Here is a 17253-nt window from a genome sequence, read left to right as displayed (position 1 = left end):
ATGAAAACTATTCTTGTTACTTGTGCTATCATTATAAAAGATGAAAAAATTTTTGCTTTTCAAAGAAGTGAAACAATGAAGCTTCCTTTAAAATGGGAATTTGCAGGCGGAAAAATAGAATCCAACGAATCTGAAATTGAATGTATTAAACGAGAAATTAAAGAAGAACTCAATATTAATATCCAAGTTACGCAACGATTAACACCTGTAACACATGAATATCCTGATTTTAAAATCAAATTAATTCCTTTTGTTGCTAATTACATAAAAGGAGATTTAATTTTAAGAGAACATGCTAACTTTATTTTAGCAAAAAAAGAAGAATTACTAGATTTGGATTGGGCAGAAGCTGATATCCCAATTTTAAATGAATTTTTGTTGTTATAATTTATCAATTCCAACTTCTTTTAAATAGCTGTAAGTTTCATCGTAAAACTTATGAGGCCTTGTATAATCTATATCAGATCCTTTTGGCAAGCAGATAACTATACCTTGCCTAGCTCTAGTTAACAAAACACGATACGTATTTTTAAGATATTCTTTATCTACTTGCTTATTTATATTCTGCCACTTAGTTCCTTTAAAATTCTGGTAATTCCAATTATTATTTTTCAAATAAAAATTTGCTCCCCAAACTAAACAGGTTCTATCTATTTCCAAACCCTGAATATCAAATTCTGTAGCTACGTCTTCAAGAAAATAAGAGGAACGAATATCTTCACTAGGATTTAAAAACCAATTGGGTGCAGAAATTTCATTTTTCACATTAACTCCATAAGCCTTTAACCTTCTAGCTCCCGAAGAAGCTACTAAACCAAAACGCTCTGTTCCTTTACTCTCTTTCCTTAACCAACTTTTGGCAGCTTCAATATCTCTAGTTAAATAAATTGGAAATGAATCTTTAATTTCTGAAAACAACTTTTTTGCTTCAATGACATTTAAATCTAATAACTCATGGACAAAAGCCGATACTTTTTCTGATCTAAATGAACGAACTGAAACCGATAAGTGTAAATCGGTTTCAGAAATACCATTTTCCAATAACCAATCTCTTTGTTTTCCTTCTTTAATATAGTTCGCACTGCGAATAATTGAATTGGAAAAATGAATTTCCCAGTCGCCATAATTATTTTCGAAAGCATTTATCCATTCTTCTAAACCGGCTTCACCTGTATTTATCTCTTGGCCTCCACCAATTAAACACACAAGTGTACACCAATCTTTATGACGATCCATTACATCAATTAAAAATTCAGGTTCGGACATTTTGAAATTTTCAATACCTCTTTTACGCTTCATAAAAGAACGCACTTGATCTTTATTCCAAGCTCTTTGAGCCTCATCAAAAACCACGACCTTTTCTGTTGGTTCAACATTATGTTTCAAATACTCGTCTCTAAAATGATGAATATTTTGAATAAAAGCACTTGTCCTTCTTTTTGCTTCTTCTTTAGTAACTCTATTCCCTTTTTCTTTCGATGTTAGCACAAAATCTCTAGCTAAAGCTTCACGCAAAACATCTACCAAAGGACCATTTCCCGAAAGAAAAACTGCGTTCTCGTCTTCGTTTTTTTGCATTCTATCATTTGCAATACTAAGACCAGCTAAAGTTTTACCAGCCCCAGGAACACCAGTAATAAAACAAATAGATTTTTTATTATTAATCTTAGAGCTCTCTATAACTTTATTAATGTAATTTGATGTTTTATTTAGATTAATTTTACCAGAATCATGCCTAGAAATTTCCTCAACATTATGCCCTTTATAAAGCGCCTGTGCAGCTTCAACAATAGTTGGTGTAGGTTTATAAATTGAATTTTCCCATTGTAAAACATTTAAAAATTCATTTGAACATAGGGTAATTTCATTAAAAACTTTTTTAATCCCAATTTGATTACATTTTACAACATGGCTATAATTAAAAATTTCATTGAAATTAAAAGCTAAATTATAAGCATTAGTTGCAACCAACACAGGAATTAATTTTGCAAAATGACTACCTTCATGAAAATTCTTTAAATCTAAACAATAATCAATCACTTGTAATTCTGCATGTTTACCAAAAGAGTCATCTCCAACTTTAAACTCAATTACAAAAACACAATCTTTAATAATTACTATATTATCTACACGCTTTCCCATTCTGGGAATTTGAAATTCAAAATAAATAGATCCCTTAAAACCTATTAATTCTCGCTTTAATATTTCTATTTGTTTTACCCATGCATTTTTTTGTAAATCTTCAAGAGAACGATTTGTATGATTAAGACTTAACTGTCCTAAAATAAAACTAGAATCTTCTTTTAAAAATTCCGAAATTGAGTTTTTGTAATAAGCTCTGTTCATATAGTCTATTCTCTATTTTAGTAGTTCTACCTCAAATCTATTGTTATTTCTCGATTCAAGAAACAGAAAACCTTATTTTTGTTTACTAAACCATCATTTATGCACTACACTTATAAAAATTTAAAAATCAAGCATCTACCATCTATATTTCTTTTTATTTTGTTCTTTTTAGCTTTCAGCTGCTCCAACAACATATACCAAGAATCAAAAAAAGCATATAAAAAGCAAGCCAAAAATTTAGGAAAGCGTTTGAGATATATTCAGCCAGATTCTGTAAACAATCAAGCTATAAATGTTATAGAATCGCAAAATTTTAGTTTGCGTAAACCTAATTTTATTATCATTCACCACACCGATCAAGAAAGTTGCGAGCAAACCTACCGCACCTTTGCTTTGAAGCGAACGCAGGTTAGTTCGCATTATGTGATTTGCGACGATGGCACCATCACACAAATGCTAAACGATTTACTTCGCGGATGGCACGCTGGTAATTCTAGTTGGGGCAATGTTACCGATTTAAACAGTGTTTCTATTGGCATTGAACTTGATAACGATGGCGAAGAACCTTTCTCGTATGCTCAAATAAATAATTTAACTTGGCTGTTAGACCATTTAACCGAAAAATACAACATCCCAAAACAAAACATTATTGGACATGCCGATATTGCTCCGGGACGAAAAGTTGATCCAAGTGCTTTATTTCCTTGGAAAACCCTCGCCGAAAGCGGTTATGGCATTTGGTACGACGAATCGAAATTAGATGCCGTGGTTGTTGATAGTACTTTCAACCCGAAAAAAGCTTTAAAGTTTATTGGTTATAATATTAGCAATATAGAAAATGCTATTTACTCGTTTAAACTTCATTTTAATCCAACGGAAGTATCAAAAACACTATCAGAAAAGGATAAAAAAATATTGATTTTATTAGAAGACGAACTTTTAAATCTTCAGTAAAAAGCAAAAAAAAGAGGCTGTCTAAAAATGCCTCTTTGTGGTCTACTTAAATAGTATTCAAGTACTCGTTTTATGTGTTTCGAGATTCTCAACTCCGAACTTCGGAACAGAACGACATCTCTTTCATTATTTTAGACAGCCTCTTAATATTAATTTTAAAGACCTTATGCGGTTTGCATTTCGTGCTTACCTTCGTAAACCTCCTCAACTAACTTTGCATTAAAAACTGGTAAATCTTTTGGTGAACGACTGGTAACTAAACCTTCGTCTACAACAACTTCTTGGTCTACCCAATGCGCTCCTGCATTTTCAATATCGGTTTTTATCGAATTGAACGAGGTTACTTTTCTGCCTTTTAAAACATTGGCTTCTGCCAATAACCAAGGCGCATGGCAAATAGCTGCAACTGGCTTTTTGTTTTCAAAAAACGACTTTACAAAACGTACCGCCTTGTCATTTCGTCTTAAAGTATCGGGGTTAATAACACCTCCTGGTAATACTAAAGCATTGTAATTGCTCTGTGATACTTCATTTAACGTTTTATCGACTTTATAAGAATCTTTACTCCAATTCCCATCTTTCCAACCTTTAATTTCACCCGCTTCTAAGGATACAATATGTACATCGGCTCCTGCTTCTTCAAGTGCTTTTTTAGGTTCTTTTAATTCACTTTCTTCAAATCCATTAGTTGCTAAAATTGCAACGGTCTTTTTTTCTAAATTTTCCATTTCATTTGTGATTTTAAGTTATTATTTCTTCGTCTAAATTAGCAAGGGAATAACTTCAAACCAAAAAAACAAGATGGTTTAACCCAGACTTAACAGGTTATGTTAAAGAGTACTAAAGTTGCAATATTGAAGGTTTTAAGGCGTTTGTTCGGGGTTAAAAAACGAAGCATAATTGGCTGTAAGTAAACGCTATGATTGCGATAACCTAGATATGGCGTTTTCTAAAATGTCTTTCATTTTATGCTTTAAATTTTCAGGTTCTATAATTTTAGCATAATCTGAAAACACGATAAACCATCGTGAAAAACCGTGTTCAACATACGGTGTTAAAAAAGTCATTTCAACATAATTAGCTTTTATCTTTTCTGACACAAAACCGTATTGCCATTTACTATTATCTATAAATCGTACTACCGATTTATCTACCTGAATGACGACCTTGGTCTTTTCGACATTGTTCGATTGATTGCGATAATCATCTAAGGTAATATGCGTTCTGGTAAAAGACTGTGGTGACGGCTTTATGGCTTGCATTCTATCGGTTCGAAATTGGCGATAATCCTTCCTAAGATGACAAAAGCCCAACACATACCAAAATCCCGATTCGTGATAAATACCAACAGGTTCTACAAAACGCTCTGTTGGTGTTTCGTTGTTAAGCGCCTGATATTTTAAATGTACTTGACGCTTTTCCGCAATACTTTCAAACAACACTTCGAGGGCATTGGGCAAATCATCATTAAATAATTTATGAGACGGATCAACCAGAATTTGAGACTCTAATGCCGAAATCCAATCTTTTTCACGTCCGCGTAACACCGATTTTAGTTTCAACATAGCCGATTCGTAATAATTCCCCAAAGATTTATCTACAAACTTTTGCATCAACTTTTCGGCGGCAACAAAGCTACCAGCTTCTTCGCGCGTAAACATTACTGGCGGCAATCGGTATCCCTCCATAATTGAATAACCAACACCTGCTTCACTTATTATAGGCACACCCGAAGCTTCAAGGGTACGGATATCGCGGTAAATAGTTCGTAAACTCACCTGAAATCTATCGGCCAATTCTTGCGCTTTTACAATACGTTTGGATTGTAGTTGAATAAGTATGGCTACGATGCGATCAAAACGCTTAACGGTATCAAAACTCATAATGCTGTAACATATATTCCAAAGATAGGTTTTCAGGTTGAAGTTTGTATGTAATTTATCCTTCAACATAGTATTTCATTAGTTGTAACAAGCAAAAATATATGTGGCGTATGACAAGTGTTTGTCAGCAGTAATGTTTTTGAAAATTTATTTTTCACTACTGACATAAAGCTGTCACCAACCCAATTTAATTTTGAATTCAAATAATAAAAACATTAAAATTTACAATCATGGAAACGACCGTAAACACTCATTTATCAACTGTTATTACACCCCAAGAATTACTAAACCATTGGCAAGGACACCGTGGTTTAACACGCCGTGTTATTGAAGCTTTTCCAGAAGATGATTTTTTTAATTATTCCATTGGTGGCATGCGCACCTTTGCCGAAATGGTTATGGAACTTTTAGGTATTGCAGGACCAGGCATAAAAGAAATTGCCACGGCAGAAACTGCGCAACTCCTAGAAAACGTAGAACACGGCAATAAAAAAACCAAAATTTTAGAATTGTGGGATAAAGCCACCGAGGATATTAACACCTATTGGGCACAAATAAAACTAGAACAATTTCATGAAACCATTAAAAGTTTCGGGCAATATGAAGGCACCGTGTGGTCATCTATTTTTTATTTTATTGATAATGAAATTCATCATCGCGGACAAGCCTACGTGTATTTACGTGCTTTAAATATTGAACCACCTTTCTTTTATGAACGCTAAAATTTATAGTATGAATTCTATTTTAGTTTTTAAAACATCCATCACTTCGCAAGGCGAAATTAAACAGTTAAAACCTGCTTTAAATGGTTTAATTACTAAAAACGGCTATTGGAATTTTGACTTGGAAGATTGTGACAACATCTTCCGAGTTGAAACCAAAACCGTTACACCGTCTTCCATTTTACAACTATTTAAAAGCTTTGGGTTTTATTGTGAGGAATTGGTTTAAATGTTGAAAAACCTGAGTATTCCCTCTATATGAAATAAATTTAGGATGTGCTTATAGGAGTTTTACACTTCCCTTAGCCCCTCCTTTTTAGGAGGGAAACTGTTCATCTTATTTTATATCGATTTTAAACAGTTTTCAATAATTTAAATAATAAGAATATAACACAAAAGCTTACTCAAATAATTCCCCAAAAAAAGAACTTATCATTAAGTCATAAATTAAAAGTGCGAGTGTCCCCTCTAAAAAGAGGGGAATCAGGGGTGTGTTCACTAAATGACAGCTTTAATTCTTTACCCACTCCCTAACTTTTTATAAACAAAATCTGCGTGTCCATCCAATGGTAAAATAGTAGCAAGTGGCATATCTTCTAAAATCATCATTCCTGATTCATACCTCACCGTAATTGAAATAGGCTCATCATCATCTGAAGTTGTAATCATGAGTTGGTTCTCTTGTAAATCCCAAGTACCAGTAAATGTGTCGATATTTTCACAATTCACAACATATTCTACTTCTTCTTCCGTAGGGTTATAATCAGTTACATCATATTGTTCTACAATAAAAGATTTATCTGGTTTAAACTCAAATGTCATTAGTTCGCAACCTTCGTTCACAATTAATTCAACAAACTTAATGATCTCTTGACTTTCTTCTATATGAAAAGTCTCATCGAAAGTTAAATTTCTCAACTCCCAAACACCTTCAATATTAAAATCTCCCTTTTGCTCTTCATTCTCGGTTGAAGATTCCGATTTTGAACATGACCATGCCACAAATAATAAAAGTACTGCAATAAACGCTTTAAAAGTTTTCATATGAATTAATTTATGTGATTTATTACACATCGACATATGAAAGATTTGTCATCAAAAAAATTGAAAAATTATTGAATATTCTTTGTTTTAAATGAAAACACAAGCTGGTTTGTATTAGTAAAAATCGGAATTTGGAAGTCTGTTTTTAATAAATTGAATAATTAAAAAACTCCTAAATTCATTGTAAGTTCGATGAATAAATGTGGAATAATGAGTATTTAAAGAAGCTCTACACCTCCTTAATCCCTCCTTTTTAGGAGGGTAACTGTTAACTTAATTTTAAAACAACAACTGTATTTGAACATGAAGATCTATTCTAATTATTGCCATACAAAAAACTATCACTAAGGCATAAATTAAAGTGCGAGTGTCCCCTCTAAAAAGAGGGGAATCAGGGGTGTGTTATTAAAAACTTTACACCTCCTTTAACCTCTCATTTTTAGGAGAAAAACTGTTTAAAATATAATTAAAATTGAAATTTACTTTTTACGCTTCTTCTTATACTTCACCTTATTTTTTCGTTGGTTAAAAGGGACAGCATCATTAAAAGTATTTTTAGTTTTACCTGGTTTATTTTTACGCCATTTCTCTTCCTTTTTAGGTAGTAAAACATCAAGTAAATCTTGGCGACCAAGTTTATTAAGCGTATTTTTTATCCACGCTTTGTTTTCATCTTTATACCAAAAGAAAAAACGGTGTTGTTCATCCTTTTCCTTTCTGGTTTTTGGTGTATTTACCTTTTGAAGTGTATACGGATGGTAACCACTGTAATAAATTACCGTTGCAACCGTCATTGGTGTTGGCGTAAAACCTTGAACTTGCTCAAGCTGAAAGCCCATATCTTTAGTTTCGGCAGCAAGATTTGCCATATCTTCAACTTCGCAAGCTGGATGATTTGAAATGAAATACGGAATTAACTGCAAGTTCAGTTTATTCTTGAGATTGATTTTATCAAAACGTTCTTTAAACTTATGGAAGTAACTAAACGATGGTTTTCGCATTAATTTTAATACTGGATCACTAGTATGTTCTGGCGCAACTTTAAGTCGACCAGAAACGTGCTTGGTCATCACTTCTTCGGTATAATCATCCAACTCTTTAGCATCAGCATTTTTATTGAATTCTGGCACCAACATATCATGTCTAATTCCAGATCCGATAAAGGATTTTTTCACCTTCGGATGACTATCAACCGCTTGGTATAATTCAGTTAACGGTTTATGAGACGTATCTAAGTTGCTACAAATTACTGGCGAAATACAACTTGGCGCAACACATTTATCGCAAATAGATTGTACTTTACCTTTCATTTGATACATATTGGCACTTGGTCCACCAATATCAGACAAATAGCCTTTAAAGTCGGGCATATTCGCCACTTTATCAACTTCTCTTAATATAGACTCTTTACTGCGACTCGCTATAAATTTTCCTTGATGTGCCGAAATGGTACAAAAGCTGCATCCACCAAAACAACCACGATGAATGTTTATAGACGTTTTTATCATCTCGTAAGCAGGAATTGGTCCACGCTTATTGTATTTTGGATGCGGTAAACGTGTGTACGGTAAATCGAAAGAGGCATCAATTTCGGCTTCCGTCATGGTAGGATACGGCGGATTAATCATCAGCATCTTATTACCTACTTTTTGGAAAATTCGTCTTGCAGCTAATTTATTAGACTCCTGTTCTATTACTTTAAAGTTAGATGCGTAAGCCTTTTTATCTTTTAAACAGGTTTCGTGAGAAGCGATTTCAACATCTTCCCAATTCTTGTTTTTTGGGATATCGTTTTCATCATTAATAAGAATCGCCGTTTGGTTTACCGTATTAATACTATTAAAAGGTACACCACGTTCTAGTAAACGGACAATTTCACGAAGTGGCTGCTCGCCCATTCCGTACACCAACATATCGGCTTTAGAGGTTTCTAAAATAGTTGGCATTAGTTGGTCGCTCCAATAATCGTAATGTGTTACACGACGTAATGAACCTTCAATACCACCAATTAAAACTGGTGTATCTGGCCATTTTTCTTTTAAAATTTTACTATAAACCGTCGATGCATAATCTGGTCTAAAACCAATTTCGCCATTTGGCGTGTAAGCATCTTTATCGCGACGTTTTTTGTTAGCATTGTAGTTACTAATCATAGGATCCATACAACCACCAGTAACACCGAAGAATAAACGTGGCTTACCCAACTTAACAAAATCCTGAAGATTATCGTTAACATTAGGCTGTGGCACAATAGCCACTTTAAGCCCAAAGCTTTCTAATAAACGCCCAATTACTGCTGGACCAAAGGTTGGATGATCTACATAGGCATCACCGCTAAATAGGATAACGTCAAGTTCTTCCCATCCGCGAATTTTCACCTCTTTATTTGTGGTAGGTAACCAACTAGAAAGTCTTAATTCTTCTTGCATAACGGCACAAAGGTAAATAGAAATTACTACTTAATTGCAAATACACCTGTTAAACCACACAAATGCAACACAATAGAAGTATATTTTAGTGAAAAATTATAAATCGAGGGCTTTAATGTTTTCTATACGGTTACGCTCTAGAAAATCATCAATAGTTTCAAAATGTTCAATAACCCGTTGATTTTTAAATTCGAACACTTTTTTTGATAAGCCTTGAAGAAAATCGCGGTCGTGAGATACTAAAATTAAGGTACCGTCAAATTCTTTTAAAGCATCTTTTAGAACGTCTTTCGATTTTAAATCGAGATGATTAGTTGGCTCATCTAGAATCAATAGGTTTACAGGTTCTAATAGTAACTTTACCATGGCTAATCTGGTTTTTTCACCACCAGAAAGCACACCAACTTTTTTGTCGATATCGTCGCCTTTAAACATAAAACGACCTAAAATATTTTTTATTTGTGTACGAATATCGCCTTTCGCAACTTCATCAACCGTTTGAAAAATAGTTAAGTCTTCATCTAAAAGAGCGGCTTGATTTTGCGCAAAATAACCCACTTGTACATTATGACCTAATGAGCAAGTGCCTTCCACATCAATTTGTCCCATTATGGCTTTTATCATAGTTGATTTTCCTTCACCATTTCTACCTACAAAACATACTTTTTCGCCACGTGCAATAGACATATTTGCATTTTTAAACACCACATGGTCATCGTACGATTTAGAGACATCTTTTACCGTTACCGGATAATCGCCCGAACGCTGTGTTTTTGGAAAACGCAGTTTTAATGCTGATGTATCGATTTCATCAATTTCAATAATTTCAAGCTTTTCTAGCATACGCTCTCGAGATGCTACCTGGTTGGTTTTGGAATAGGTGCCTTTAAAACGGTCGATAAACGCTTGATTGTCCGCTATAAATTTCTGTTGTTCTTGATATGCTTTTATTTGATGCGCTCTCCTGTCTTCCCGAAGCTGCAAATAATGGGTATAATTTGCTTTATAATCGTAAATACGGCCCATCGTCACTTCTATAGTACGGTTTGTAATGTTATCTACAAACGCTCTATCGTGCGAAATAACCACTACTGCTTTAGCTTTATTTACTAGAAAATCTTCCAACCAAATTACCGATTCAATATCTATATGGTTGGTTGGCTCATCAAGTAGAATTAAATCAGGTTTTTGAAGTAAAATTTTCGCCAATTCAATTCGCATACGCCATCCACCAGAAAACTCGCTTGTTGGTTTATTAAAATCTTCAGGTTTAAAACCTAAACCTTTCAAAGCTTTTTCAACTTCGGCAGTATAATTTACCTCTTCTAAAGCATAATATTTTTCACCTAAATCTGATACGCGCTCAATGATTTTCATATACTCATCAGATTCGTAATCGGTTCGTGTTTCAAGCTGCTTGTTTAACGCATCCATTTCATCACGCATTTCAAAAACATGACTAAATGCTTTTGAGGCTTCTTCTAAAACTGAGGTATCATCTTCGGTTAATAAATGCTGTGGCAAATAAGCAATTACAGCATCCTTTGGAGCTCTAACATGACCTTTAGTTGGGTTTTGTACTCCTGCAATAATTTTCATCATTGTAGATTTTCCAGCACCATTTTTACCCATGAGGGCTATTTTATCATTTTCATTTATAGTAAAAGACACATCACTGAATAAGGTGTGACCACTAAATTCTACAACTAAATTATCTACAGAAATCATAACTTCAAATTTAATGGCGCAAAACTACTAAAAGCCAACAGATAAATGTTAGATTTTTTTTGAGGAATAATACTTTTGAAACATGACATTCAATTACATCACTATTAATAATATGATCATAGTAATACTGACACGTTTACAAACCAGATAACAAAATATCTCAACTCGCAATTACATGAATTTGTAGTCATTTTTTTAAGGAATGAATGCCATAAAATCCAAATTACAGCACACGTATATATAATGATCATATTTCTTTAGATTAAAAGCCCTGATTTTCAACTAAAAAAACATTTAATTAGAATTTGCTAATCCAATTGTTTATCGTACATTTGCAAACTCTTTTTAAGAGAGGAATGTTTAATAATTAAAAATCAATTAGTGTGGATACATTAAGCTACAAAACGATTTCAGCAAACAAAGCTACTGTAAATAAAGAGTGGGTTTTAGTTGATGCTGAAGGACAGCCGCTTGGTCGTTTAGCTTCTAAAGTAGCAAAGCTATTAAGAGGTAAACACAAGCCAAACTTCACACCTCATGTTGATTGCGGAGATAATGTAATTATTATCAATGCAGACAAAATCACGTTATCTGGTAACAAATGGAACGATAAAACGTACATTCGTCACACTGGATACCCAGGAGGTCAAAGAAGTTTAACAGCGACTGAGTTGTATGGTAAAAACCCAACTCGCGTTGTTGAAAAATCAGTAAAAGGAATGTTACCTAAAAACAAATTAGGTGCAGATTTATTCCGTAATCTAACTGTTGTTGTTGGTACAGAGCACAAACACGACGCTCAAAAACCAAAAACAATAAACTTAAACGAATTTAATTAATGGAAGTAATTCACAAAATCGGCCGTAGAAAGACGGCTGTTGCTCGTGTATATGTTGCTGCTGGTAGCGGAAACATAACGATTAACAAAAAAGACTTAACTAATTACTTTACTACGGCTCCATTACAGTACAAAGTAAAGCAACCTTTAGTTTTGACTAACAATGATGGCAACTTTGATATTACAGTAAATGTATATGGAGGTGGTATTACTGGACAAGCAGAAGCTGTTCGTTTAGCAATTTCTCGTGCAATGTGCGAAGTTGATGCTGAGAACAGATTAACTCTTAAGCCAGAAGGATTATTAACTAGAGACCCAAGAATGGTTGAGCGCAAGAAATTCGGTCAGAAGAAAGCGCGTAAGAAATTCCAATTCTCTAAACGTTAATTTTACCCTGAACTTGTTACAGTACCTGTTTACCAGATACTCCAACATTTTCAAAACATTAAAACACATAAATTCTTAAGTTTTGGAGACTTATCTTCAAAACTTAAGATTAAATTAAAAAACAGTTATTGTTGTACCTAGCTTAAAAAGCAGGTTTAGTTTAGCATCTAAATGAAGCCAATAACATTGGAACATTGCTAATCAACAGAACGTAAACTATTACAAACATGGCAGTAGAAGTAAAAGAATTACTTGAAGCAGGTGTACATTTTGGACACCTTACACGTAAGTGGGACCCAAACATGGCACCTTACGTATATATGGAGCGTAACGGCATCCATATTATAAACCTTTACAAAACAGCGGCTAAAATTGATGAAGCCGGAGCAGCTCTTGCTAAAATTGCAGCTTCTGGACGTAAAATTTTATTCGTTGCAACTAAAAAGCAAGCTAAAGATGTAGTTGCTGAAAAAGCTGGCGACATTAACATGCCTTACATTACTGAGCGTTGGCCAGGTGGTATGTTAACTAACTTCGTTACTATTAGAAAAGCTGTTAAAAAAATGGCTTCTATCGATAGAATGAAGAAAGACGGTACTTTCAACACGTTATCTAAAAAAGAACGTTTACAAGTAGATCGTTTAAGAGCTAAGTTAGAAAAAAACTTAGGTTCTATTAGCGACATGACACGTTTACCAGGTGCGCTTTTTGTTGTAGATATTAAACGTGAGCACATCGCGATTAAAGAAGCACAAAAATTAAACATTCCAATCTTTGCAATGGTTGATACAAACTCAGATCCACGTCAAGTAGATTATGTTATCCCTGCAAACGATGATGCTTCTAAATCTATCGATAAGATTTTAACTTACGTTTCTTCTGCAATCGCTGGAGGTTTAGCTGAGCGTAAAGCTGAGAAAGAAGCTTCTGCAGCTGCAAAAGGTGATGCAAAACCTAAAGCTAAAAAAGCTGTTGCAGCTAACGAAGAAGAAGAATAAAATAAAATAACATTAACAAAACATAAATAAGTCGTTTAGTTCTTTTCTTTGTGAAATAAATTGAACGACTTTTTTAAATTATAAATTACTATGAGTACAGTAAAAGTTACAGCTGCTGAAGTAAATAAATTAAGACAAGCAACTGGCGCAGGAATGATGGACTGCAAAAAAGCTTTAGTTGAAGCCGAAGGAGATTTCGATAAAGCTATCGAAGTGTTACGTAAAAAAGGACAAAAAGTAGCAGAAAAAAGAGCCGACAGAGATTCTTCTGAAGGTGCTGCTGTTGCTAAGGTTAACGAAGCACAAACTGCTGGTGTTGCTATTGTTTTAGGTTGTGAAACTGACTTTGTTGGTAAAAACGAAAATTTCTTAGCATTAGCTAACCAATTAGCCGATATCGCATTAAACTTCAACTCTAAAGAAGACTTTTTAGCGGCCGATTTTGGTGGTATGACTGTTGCTGAAAAATTAGTTGAGCAAACTGGTGTAATTGGTGAGAAATTAGACATCACTTCTTTTGAAAAATTAGAAGCTGCTTATGTTGGTTCTTATGTTCACATTAACAAAATTGCTGCTTTAGTTGGTTTAACTGCAAGTGTTGATAACGCAGACGTTTTAGTAAAAGACGTTGCTATGCAAGTAGCTTCAATGGGAGCAACTACTTTATCTTACAAAGATTTTGATCCGGCATACATCGCTAGCGAAACTGAAGCTAGAATTGCTGTAATTGAAAAAGATAATGAAGAGTTAGCACGTTTAGGGAAAACTTTAAAAAATGTTCCTAAATACATCTCTATGGCTCAATTAACGCCTGAAGTTTTAGCTCAAGCTGAAGAAGATGCAAAAGCTGAATTAAAAGCTGAAGGTAAACCAGAGCAAATCTGGGATAGAATTTTACCAGGTAAAATGGATCGTTTTGTTTCTGATAACACGACTTTAGATCAAGAGCAATGTTTATTAGACCAAAAATTCATTAAAGACGAGAAGAAAACTGTAGCAGAATACGTTTCATCTTATGGTGAAGTTGCTATTGCAGGTTTTAAACGTGCTTCTGTAGGTTAATAAATTCTGGTTTCTAGAATTCTAGAAATTAAAACCATACATAAACCACTACTTATTTTTTAGGTAGTGGTTTTTTTGTACAAAAAATAAAAATTTTATGTAGTTTTGCTCAACCTTCAGAATGCACAAATGAAATATAAAAGAATCCTTTTAAAACTTTCTGGTGAAGCCCTAATGGGCAATCGCCAATACGGTATTGATCCAGAACGCTTAGCCGAATATGCTCAAGATATTAAAACCATAACCGATAAAGGTGTTGAAGTAGCCATAGTAATTGGTGGTGGCAACATTTTTAGAGGTCTTGCTGGTGCTAGTAATGGTATGGATCGTGTACAAGGCGATCACATGGGTATGCTGGCCACTGTAATTAATGGTTTAGCATTACAAAGTGCCTTAGAAGATGCCGATATTCCAACTCGTCTACAATCGGCTATAAAAATTAACGAAGTTGCCGAACCGTTTATTCGACGTCGCGCCATGCGCCATCTTGAAAAAGGTCGTGTTGTTATTTTTGGTGGTGGTACTGGAAATCCTTATTTCACCACAGACTCGGCTGCTGTACTTCGTGCCATCGAAATTGAAGCCGATGTTATTTTAAAAGGTACGCGCGTAGATGGTATTTACAATGCCGACCCTGAAAAAGATTCGAAAGCTGTAAAATTCAACAACATAACGTTTGACGATGTACTTCGCAAAGGTCTAAAAGTAATGGACACTACAGCTTTTACCTTAAGTCAAGAAAACAAACTTCCTATTATTGTTTTCGATATGAACAAAAAAGGAAATTTACTAAAAGTAGTATCGGGTGAAAAAGTAGGTACCGAAGTAAACCTATAAATTTGGCTTAATTTTTGAAAAAGCGTATTTTATAATTCTATAAAAGAAAAGCTATGAACGAGGACATTAAATTTATATTAGATAGTACTAAAGAGGCTATGGATAACTCCATTAAGCACTTAGAAAAACAATTTGTAAATATTAGAGCAGGAAAAGCTTCTCCTGCAATGTTAGGTAGTGTATTGGTAGACTATTACGGTTCGCAAACACCACTTAGCCAAGTAGCAAACGTAAATACTCCCGATGGTAGAACCATAACGGTGCAGCCTTGGGAAAAAAGTATGCTTCAAGAAATTGAGCGAGGCATTATGTATGCCAACCTTGGTTTTAACCCAATGAACAATGGTGAAACCATTATTATTAACGTACCACCTTTAACTGAGGAGCGTCGTAAAGATTTAGCTAAACAGGCTAAAGCTGAAGCCGAAGATGCTAAAGTTAGTATTCGATCGGCTAGAAAAGATGCCAATAACGAAATTAAAAAAACCGACGACGTATCGGATGATGTTAAAAGTAACGCCGAAATTGACGTGCAACAAATGACAGATAATTTCGTTAAAAAGGTTGACGACCTTTTCGCTATAAAAGAAAAGGAAATTATGACCGTATAAAAACTCTAAAAAAGCTGTTTTAAAAGGCTTAACCCGTAAACTACAATACGGGTGCTTCGTATAGTTTGTTTTCTCGCTTATGCAAAGCCACTTTTTAAAACAGCTTTTTTGTTTCATAAAACCAAATGTTTAAACGCTGCATTTTATTAGTTTGTATTTTTTGTTTTTACTTCTCTCAAGCTCAATATGACACTGAAAGCAGTACAAAAATTCAGCAAGACTCTATAAAACGAAAAGAGTTTATGCAGCATTTGGGCCAAGGCTACTTCCCTACTCGATTTCTAGATTTAGATTTACGCTATCTTATTAAATTTAACCAGTATGAAGGTATTCGAACAGGACTAGGCTTTGTAACCAACAACAACTTTTCCGAACGTTACCGCATTAACAGTTACTTGGTTTATGGTTTTCGCGACCATCGCTTTAAATACAGTATTGGTGGTGGTTTTCGAGTTTCAGAAAACACAAATACTTGGATTAATTTAGCCTATACAGATGATTTACAAGAAACCGGAAGTACTAAATTTATTACCGACGGACGGTTTTTTCAATTTTTCGAGCCTCGCTTATTAAACATCGATTTATTTCATAAGCACATTACTAAAAAAATCTCGATAGAGCACGAATTACATAATACCCTTATTTTTGAATCAGAATTTGCCACAAGTAAAATAGAACCCACATACGCGTATAACTTCAACTTAAATGGAAACCAATTTACAAACTTCGATATTAGTTATGCTAAATTAGCTTTAAATTGGAATCCGTTTAATAAAACCGTACAGCTTTCCGAAGATAAATCAACTATAAAACCAGGTTTCCCACAATTTACTTTGCAGTATACTAAAAGTTTTAAAGATGTTTTAAGTAGTGATTTCAACTTTTCAAAAATCGATTTTAAAAGTATTTTTAGGCTAGGTAGCGCCAATCAATCTTTCTCCGAAATTACTTTAGTGTCTGGTATTGCAAATGGCAACGCTCCTTTAACTCATTTGTATCATGCTTACCCAAACAACATTACTAAACAAACCATTATGCAACGCTTTTCGGTTGCTGGGTTAACAAGTTTTGAAACTATGTATTTTAACGAATTTTTTTCTGATAAATTTGCTACACTTCAATATAAATATTTTTTAAAACCCTTTAAAATTAGTCAGCGATTTAAACCACAAGTAGTACTAATTTCTCGCTATGCTATTGGTAATATGCAGCATCCAGAACAACACGAAAACATTAGTTTTAGCACCTTAAATAAAGGCTATACCGAGTCTGGTTTCGAACTTAACAAACTGCTTTTTGGTTTTGGTTTAAGTTTTACTTACCGCTATGGTGCTTACCACTTACCAGATATTAGCGATAATGTAGCCTTAAAATTCACATTTAACGTCTCGTTATGAGGTAATCTGTCGCTTTT

At 34.0% G+C, this 17253-nt stretch carries 17 protein-coding genes; 11 read left to right on the top strand and 6 right to left on the bottom strand.

Going from position 1 to position 17253, the window contains the following annotated elements:
* Window positions 1–387 (top strand): (deoxy)nucleoside triphosphate pyrophosphohydrolase, encoded by a 387-nt coding sequence (locus PK35_RS13755; protein ID WP_044627131.1) that lies wholly within the window; start codon window positions 1–3, stop codon window positions 385–387.
* Here the strand turns inward: PK35_RS13755 and PK35_RS13750 are convergent.
* Window positions 382–2346 (bottom strand): DUF2075 domain-containing protein, encoded by a 1965-nt coding sequence (locus tag PK35_RS13750; protein WP_044627130.1) that lies wholly within the window; start codon window positions 2344–2346, stop codon window positions 382–384. The genes PK35_RS13755 and PK35_RS13750 overlap by 6 nt on opposite strands.
* A gap of 249 nt (window positions 2347–2595) precedes the next feature.
* On the opposite strand from PK35_RS13750, the gene PK35_RS13745 reads away from it, so the two are divergent.
* Window positions 2596–3300 (top strand): N-acetylmuramoyl-L-alanine amidase, encoded by a 705-nt coding sequence (locus tag PK35_RS13745; protein ID WP_238320921.1) that lies wholly within the window; start codon window positions 2596–2598, stop codon window positions 3298–3300.
* A 164-nt stretch (window positions 3301–3464) separates the two neighbouring features.
* Here the strand turns inward: PK35_RS13745 and PK35_RS13740 are convergent, their stop codons facing one another.
* Entirely contained in the window at window positions 3465–4028 is a 564-nt protein-coding gene (locus PK35_RS13740) for a type 1 glutamine amidotransferase domain-containing protein (RefSeq protein ID WP_044627128.1), read from the bottom strand.
* A 189-nt stretch (window positions 4029–4217) separates the two neighbouring features.
* Window positions 4218–5183 carry a helix-turn-helix transcriptional regulator gene (locus PK35_RS13735; protein ID WP_044627127.1) on the bottom strand — a complete coding sequence of 322 codons (966 nt, stop codon included), beginning with the start codon at window positions 5181–5183 and terminating at the stop codon, window positions 4218–4220.
* 230 nt (window positions 5184–5413) lie between these two features.
* Between PK35_RS13735 and PK35_RS13730 the strand changes: the two genes are divergently transcribed.
* Together PK35_RS13730 and PK35_RS13725 are read left to right on the top strand one after the other, a co-directional pair.
* Window positions 5414–5905 (top strand): DinB family protein, encoded by a 492-nt coding sequence (locus tag PK35_RS13730; protein WP_044627126.1) that lies wholly within the window; start codon window positions 5414–5416, stop codon window positions 5903–5905.
* Between the two features lie 10 nt (window positions 5906–5915).
* Window positions 5916–6134 (top strand): hypothetical protein, encoded by a 219-nt coding sequence (locus tag PK35_RS13725; protein ID WP_044627160.1) that lies wholly within the window; start codon window positions 5916–5918, stop codon window positions 6132–6134.
* 290 nt (window positions 6135–6424) lie between these two features.
* Here PK35_RS13725 and PK35_RS13720 read toward each other — a convergent pair whose 3' ends face one another.
* From PK35_RS13720 to PK35_RS13710, 3 genes are all read right to left on the bottom strand, one after another.
* The gene (locus PK35_RS13720) at window positions 6425–6949 is read right to left on the bottom strand and encodes a hypothetical protein (protein WP_131474416.1); all 525 of its coding nucleotides are present in this window, start codon (window positions 6947–6949) and stop codon (window positions 6425–6427) included.
* 479 nt (window positions 6950–7428) lie between these two features.
* The gene (locus PK35_RS13715; RefSeq protein ID WP_044627124.1) at window positions 7429–9378 is read right to left on the bottom strand and encodes a YgiQ family radical SAM protein; all 1950 of its coding nucleotides are present in this window, start codon (window positions 9376–9378) and stop codon (window positions 7429–7431) included.
* Window positions 9379–9474: 96 nt separating this feature from the next.
* Window positions 9475–11106, bottom strand: a complete 1632-nt coding sequence (locus tag PK35_RS13710) for an ABC-F family ATP-binding cassette domain-containing protein (protein WP_044627123.1) — start codon at window positions 11104–11106, stop codon at window positions 9475–9477.
* Between the two features lie 383 nt (window positions 11107–11489).
* Between PK35_RS13710 and rplM the strand changes: the two genes are divergently transcribed.
* The 7 genes from rplM to PK35_RS13675 all read left to right on the top strand — a co-directional run bounded on the left by rplM (window position 11490) and on the right by PK35_RS13675 (window position 17236).
* Window positions 11490–11945, top strand: coding sequence for a 50S ribosomal protein L13 (gene rplM / locus PK35_RS13705; protein ID WP_044627122.1), 456 nt, complete (start codon window positions 11490–11492; stop codon window positions 11943–11945).
* Window positions 11945–12331, top strand: coding sequence for a 30S ribosomal protein S9 (gene rpsI / locus PK35_RS13700; RefSeq protein WP_044627121.1), 387 nt, complete (start codon window positions 11945–11947; stop codon window positions 12329–12331). Before rplM ends, rpsI begins: the two co-directional genes overlap by 1 nt.
* Before the next feature lie 227 nt (window positions 12332–12558).
* A complete protein-coding gene (gene rpsB, locus PK35_RS13695) occupies window positions 12559–13329 on the top strand; it encodes a 30S ribosomal protein S2 (protein ID WP_044627120.1) in 771 nt (256 codons plus the stop codon).
* A 90-nt stretch (window positions 13330–13419) separates the two neighbouring features.
* Window positions 13420–14391, top strand: coding sequence for a translation elongation factor Ts (gene tsf / locus PK35_RS13690; protein ID WP_044627119.1), 972 nt, complete (start codon window positions 13420–13422; stop codon window positions 14389–14391).
* Window positions 14392–14520: 129 nt separating this feature from the next.
* Window positions 14521–15228 carry a UMP kinase gene (gene pyrH, locus PK35_RS13685; protein ID WP_044627118.1) on the top strand — a complete coding sequence of 236 codons (708 nt, stop codon included), beginning with the start codon at window positions 14521–14523 and terminating at the stop codon, window positions 15226–15228.
* Between the two features lie 53 nt (window positions 15229–15281).
* Window positions 15282–15839, top strand: a complete 558-nt coding sequence (frr, locus tag PK35_RS13680; protein ID WP_044627117.1) for a ribosome recycling factor — start codon at window positions 15282–15284, stop codon at window positions 15837–15839.
* Window positions 15840–15964: 125 nt separating this feature from the next.
* Window positions 15965–17236 (top strand): DUF5686 family protein, encoded by a 1272-nt coding sequence (locus tag PK35_RS13675; protein ID WP_044627116.1) that lies wholly within the window; start codon window positions 15965–15967, stop codon window positions 17234–17236.
* Window positions 17237–17253 lie beyond the last annotated feature (17 nt).

Source organism: Neotamlana nanhaiensis (assembly GCF_000943555.1).
Lineage (GTDB): Bacteria > Bacteroidota > Bacteroidia > Flavobacteriales > Flavobacteriaceae > Neotamlana > Neotamlana nanhaiensis.
Note: the sequence above shows the minus strand (reverse complement) of the source record. Positions and strands in the feature narration are given on the sequence as shown.

What these genes read in the sequence shown, in the direction of transcription:
- PK35_RS13755 (WP_044627131.1), top strand. Translation starts at nt 1, where the DNA reads ATGAAAACTATTCTTGTTACTTGTGCTATCATTATAAAAGATGAAAAA.
- PK35_RS13750 (WP_044627130.1), bottom strand. Translation starts at nt 2,346, where the DNA reads ATGAACAGAGCTTATTACAAAAACTCAATTTCGGAATTTTTAAAAGAA.
- PK35_RS13740 (WP_044627128.1), bottom strand. Translation starts at nt 4,028, where the DNA reads ATGGAAAATTTAGAAAAAAAGACCGTTGCAATTTTAGCAACTAATGGA.
- PK35_RS13735 (WP_044627127.1), bottom strand. Translation starts at nt 5,183, where the DNA reads ATGAGTTTTGATACCGTTAAGCGTTTTGATCGCATCGTAGCCATACTT.
- PK35_RS13730 (WP_044627126.1), top strand. Translation starts at nt 5,414, where the DNA reads ATGGAAACGACCGTAAACACTCATTTATCAACTGTTATTACACCCCAA.
- PK35_RS13725 (WP_044627160.1), top strand. Translation starts at nt 5,916, where the DNA reads ATGAATTCTATTTTAGTTTTTAAAACATCCATCACTTCGCAAGGCGAA.
- PK35_RS13720 (WP_131474416.1), bottom strand. Translation starts at nt 6,949, where the DNA reads ATGAAAACTTTTAAAGCGTTTATTGCAGTACTTTTATTATTTGTGGCA.
- PK35_RS13715 (WP_044627124.1), bottom strand. Translation starts at nt 9,378, where the DNA reads ATGCAAGAAGAATTAAGACTTTCTAGTTGGTTACCTACCACAAATAAA.
- PK35_RS13710 (WP_044627123.1), bottom strand. Translation starts at nt 11,106, where the DNA reads ATGATTTCTGTAGATAATTTAGTTGTAGAATTTAGTGGTCACACCTTA.
- rpsI (WP_044627121.1), top strand. Translation starts at nt 11,945, where the DNA reads ATGGAAGTAATTCACAAAATCGGCCGTAGAAAGACGGCTGTTGCTCGT.
- rpsB (WP_044627120.1), top strand. Translation starts at nt 12,559, where the DNA reads ATGGCAGTAGAAGTAAAAGAATTACTTGAAGCAGGTGTACATTTTGGA.
- tsf (WP_044627119.1), top strand. Translation starts at nt 13,420, where the DNA reads ATGAGTACAGTAAAAGTTACAGCTGCTGAAGTAAATAAATTAAGACAA.
- pyrH (WP_044627118.1), top strand. Translation starts at nt 14,521, where the DNA reads ATGAAATATAAAAGAATCCTTTTAAAACTTTCTGGTGAAGCCCTAATG.
- frr (WP_044627117.1), top strand. Translation starts at nt 15,282, where the DNA reads ATGAACGAGGACATTAAATTTATATTAGATAGTACTAAAGAGGCTATG.
- PK35_RS13675 (WP_044627116.1), top strand. Translation starts at nt 15,965, where the DNA reads ATGTTTAAACGCTGCATTTTATTAGTTTGTATTTTTTGTTTTTACTTC.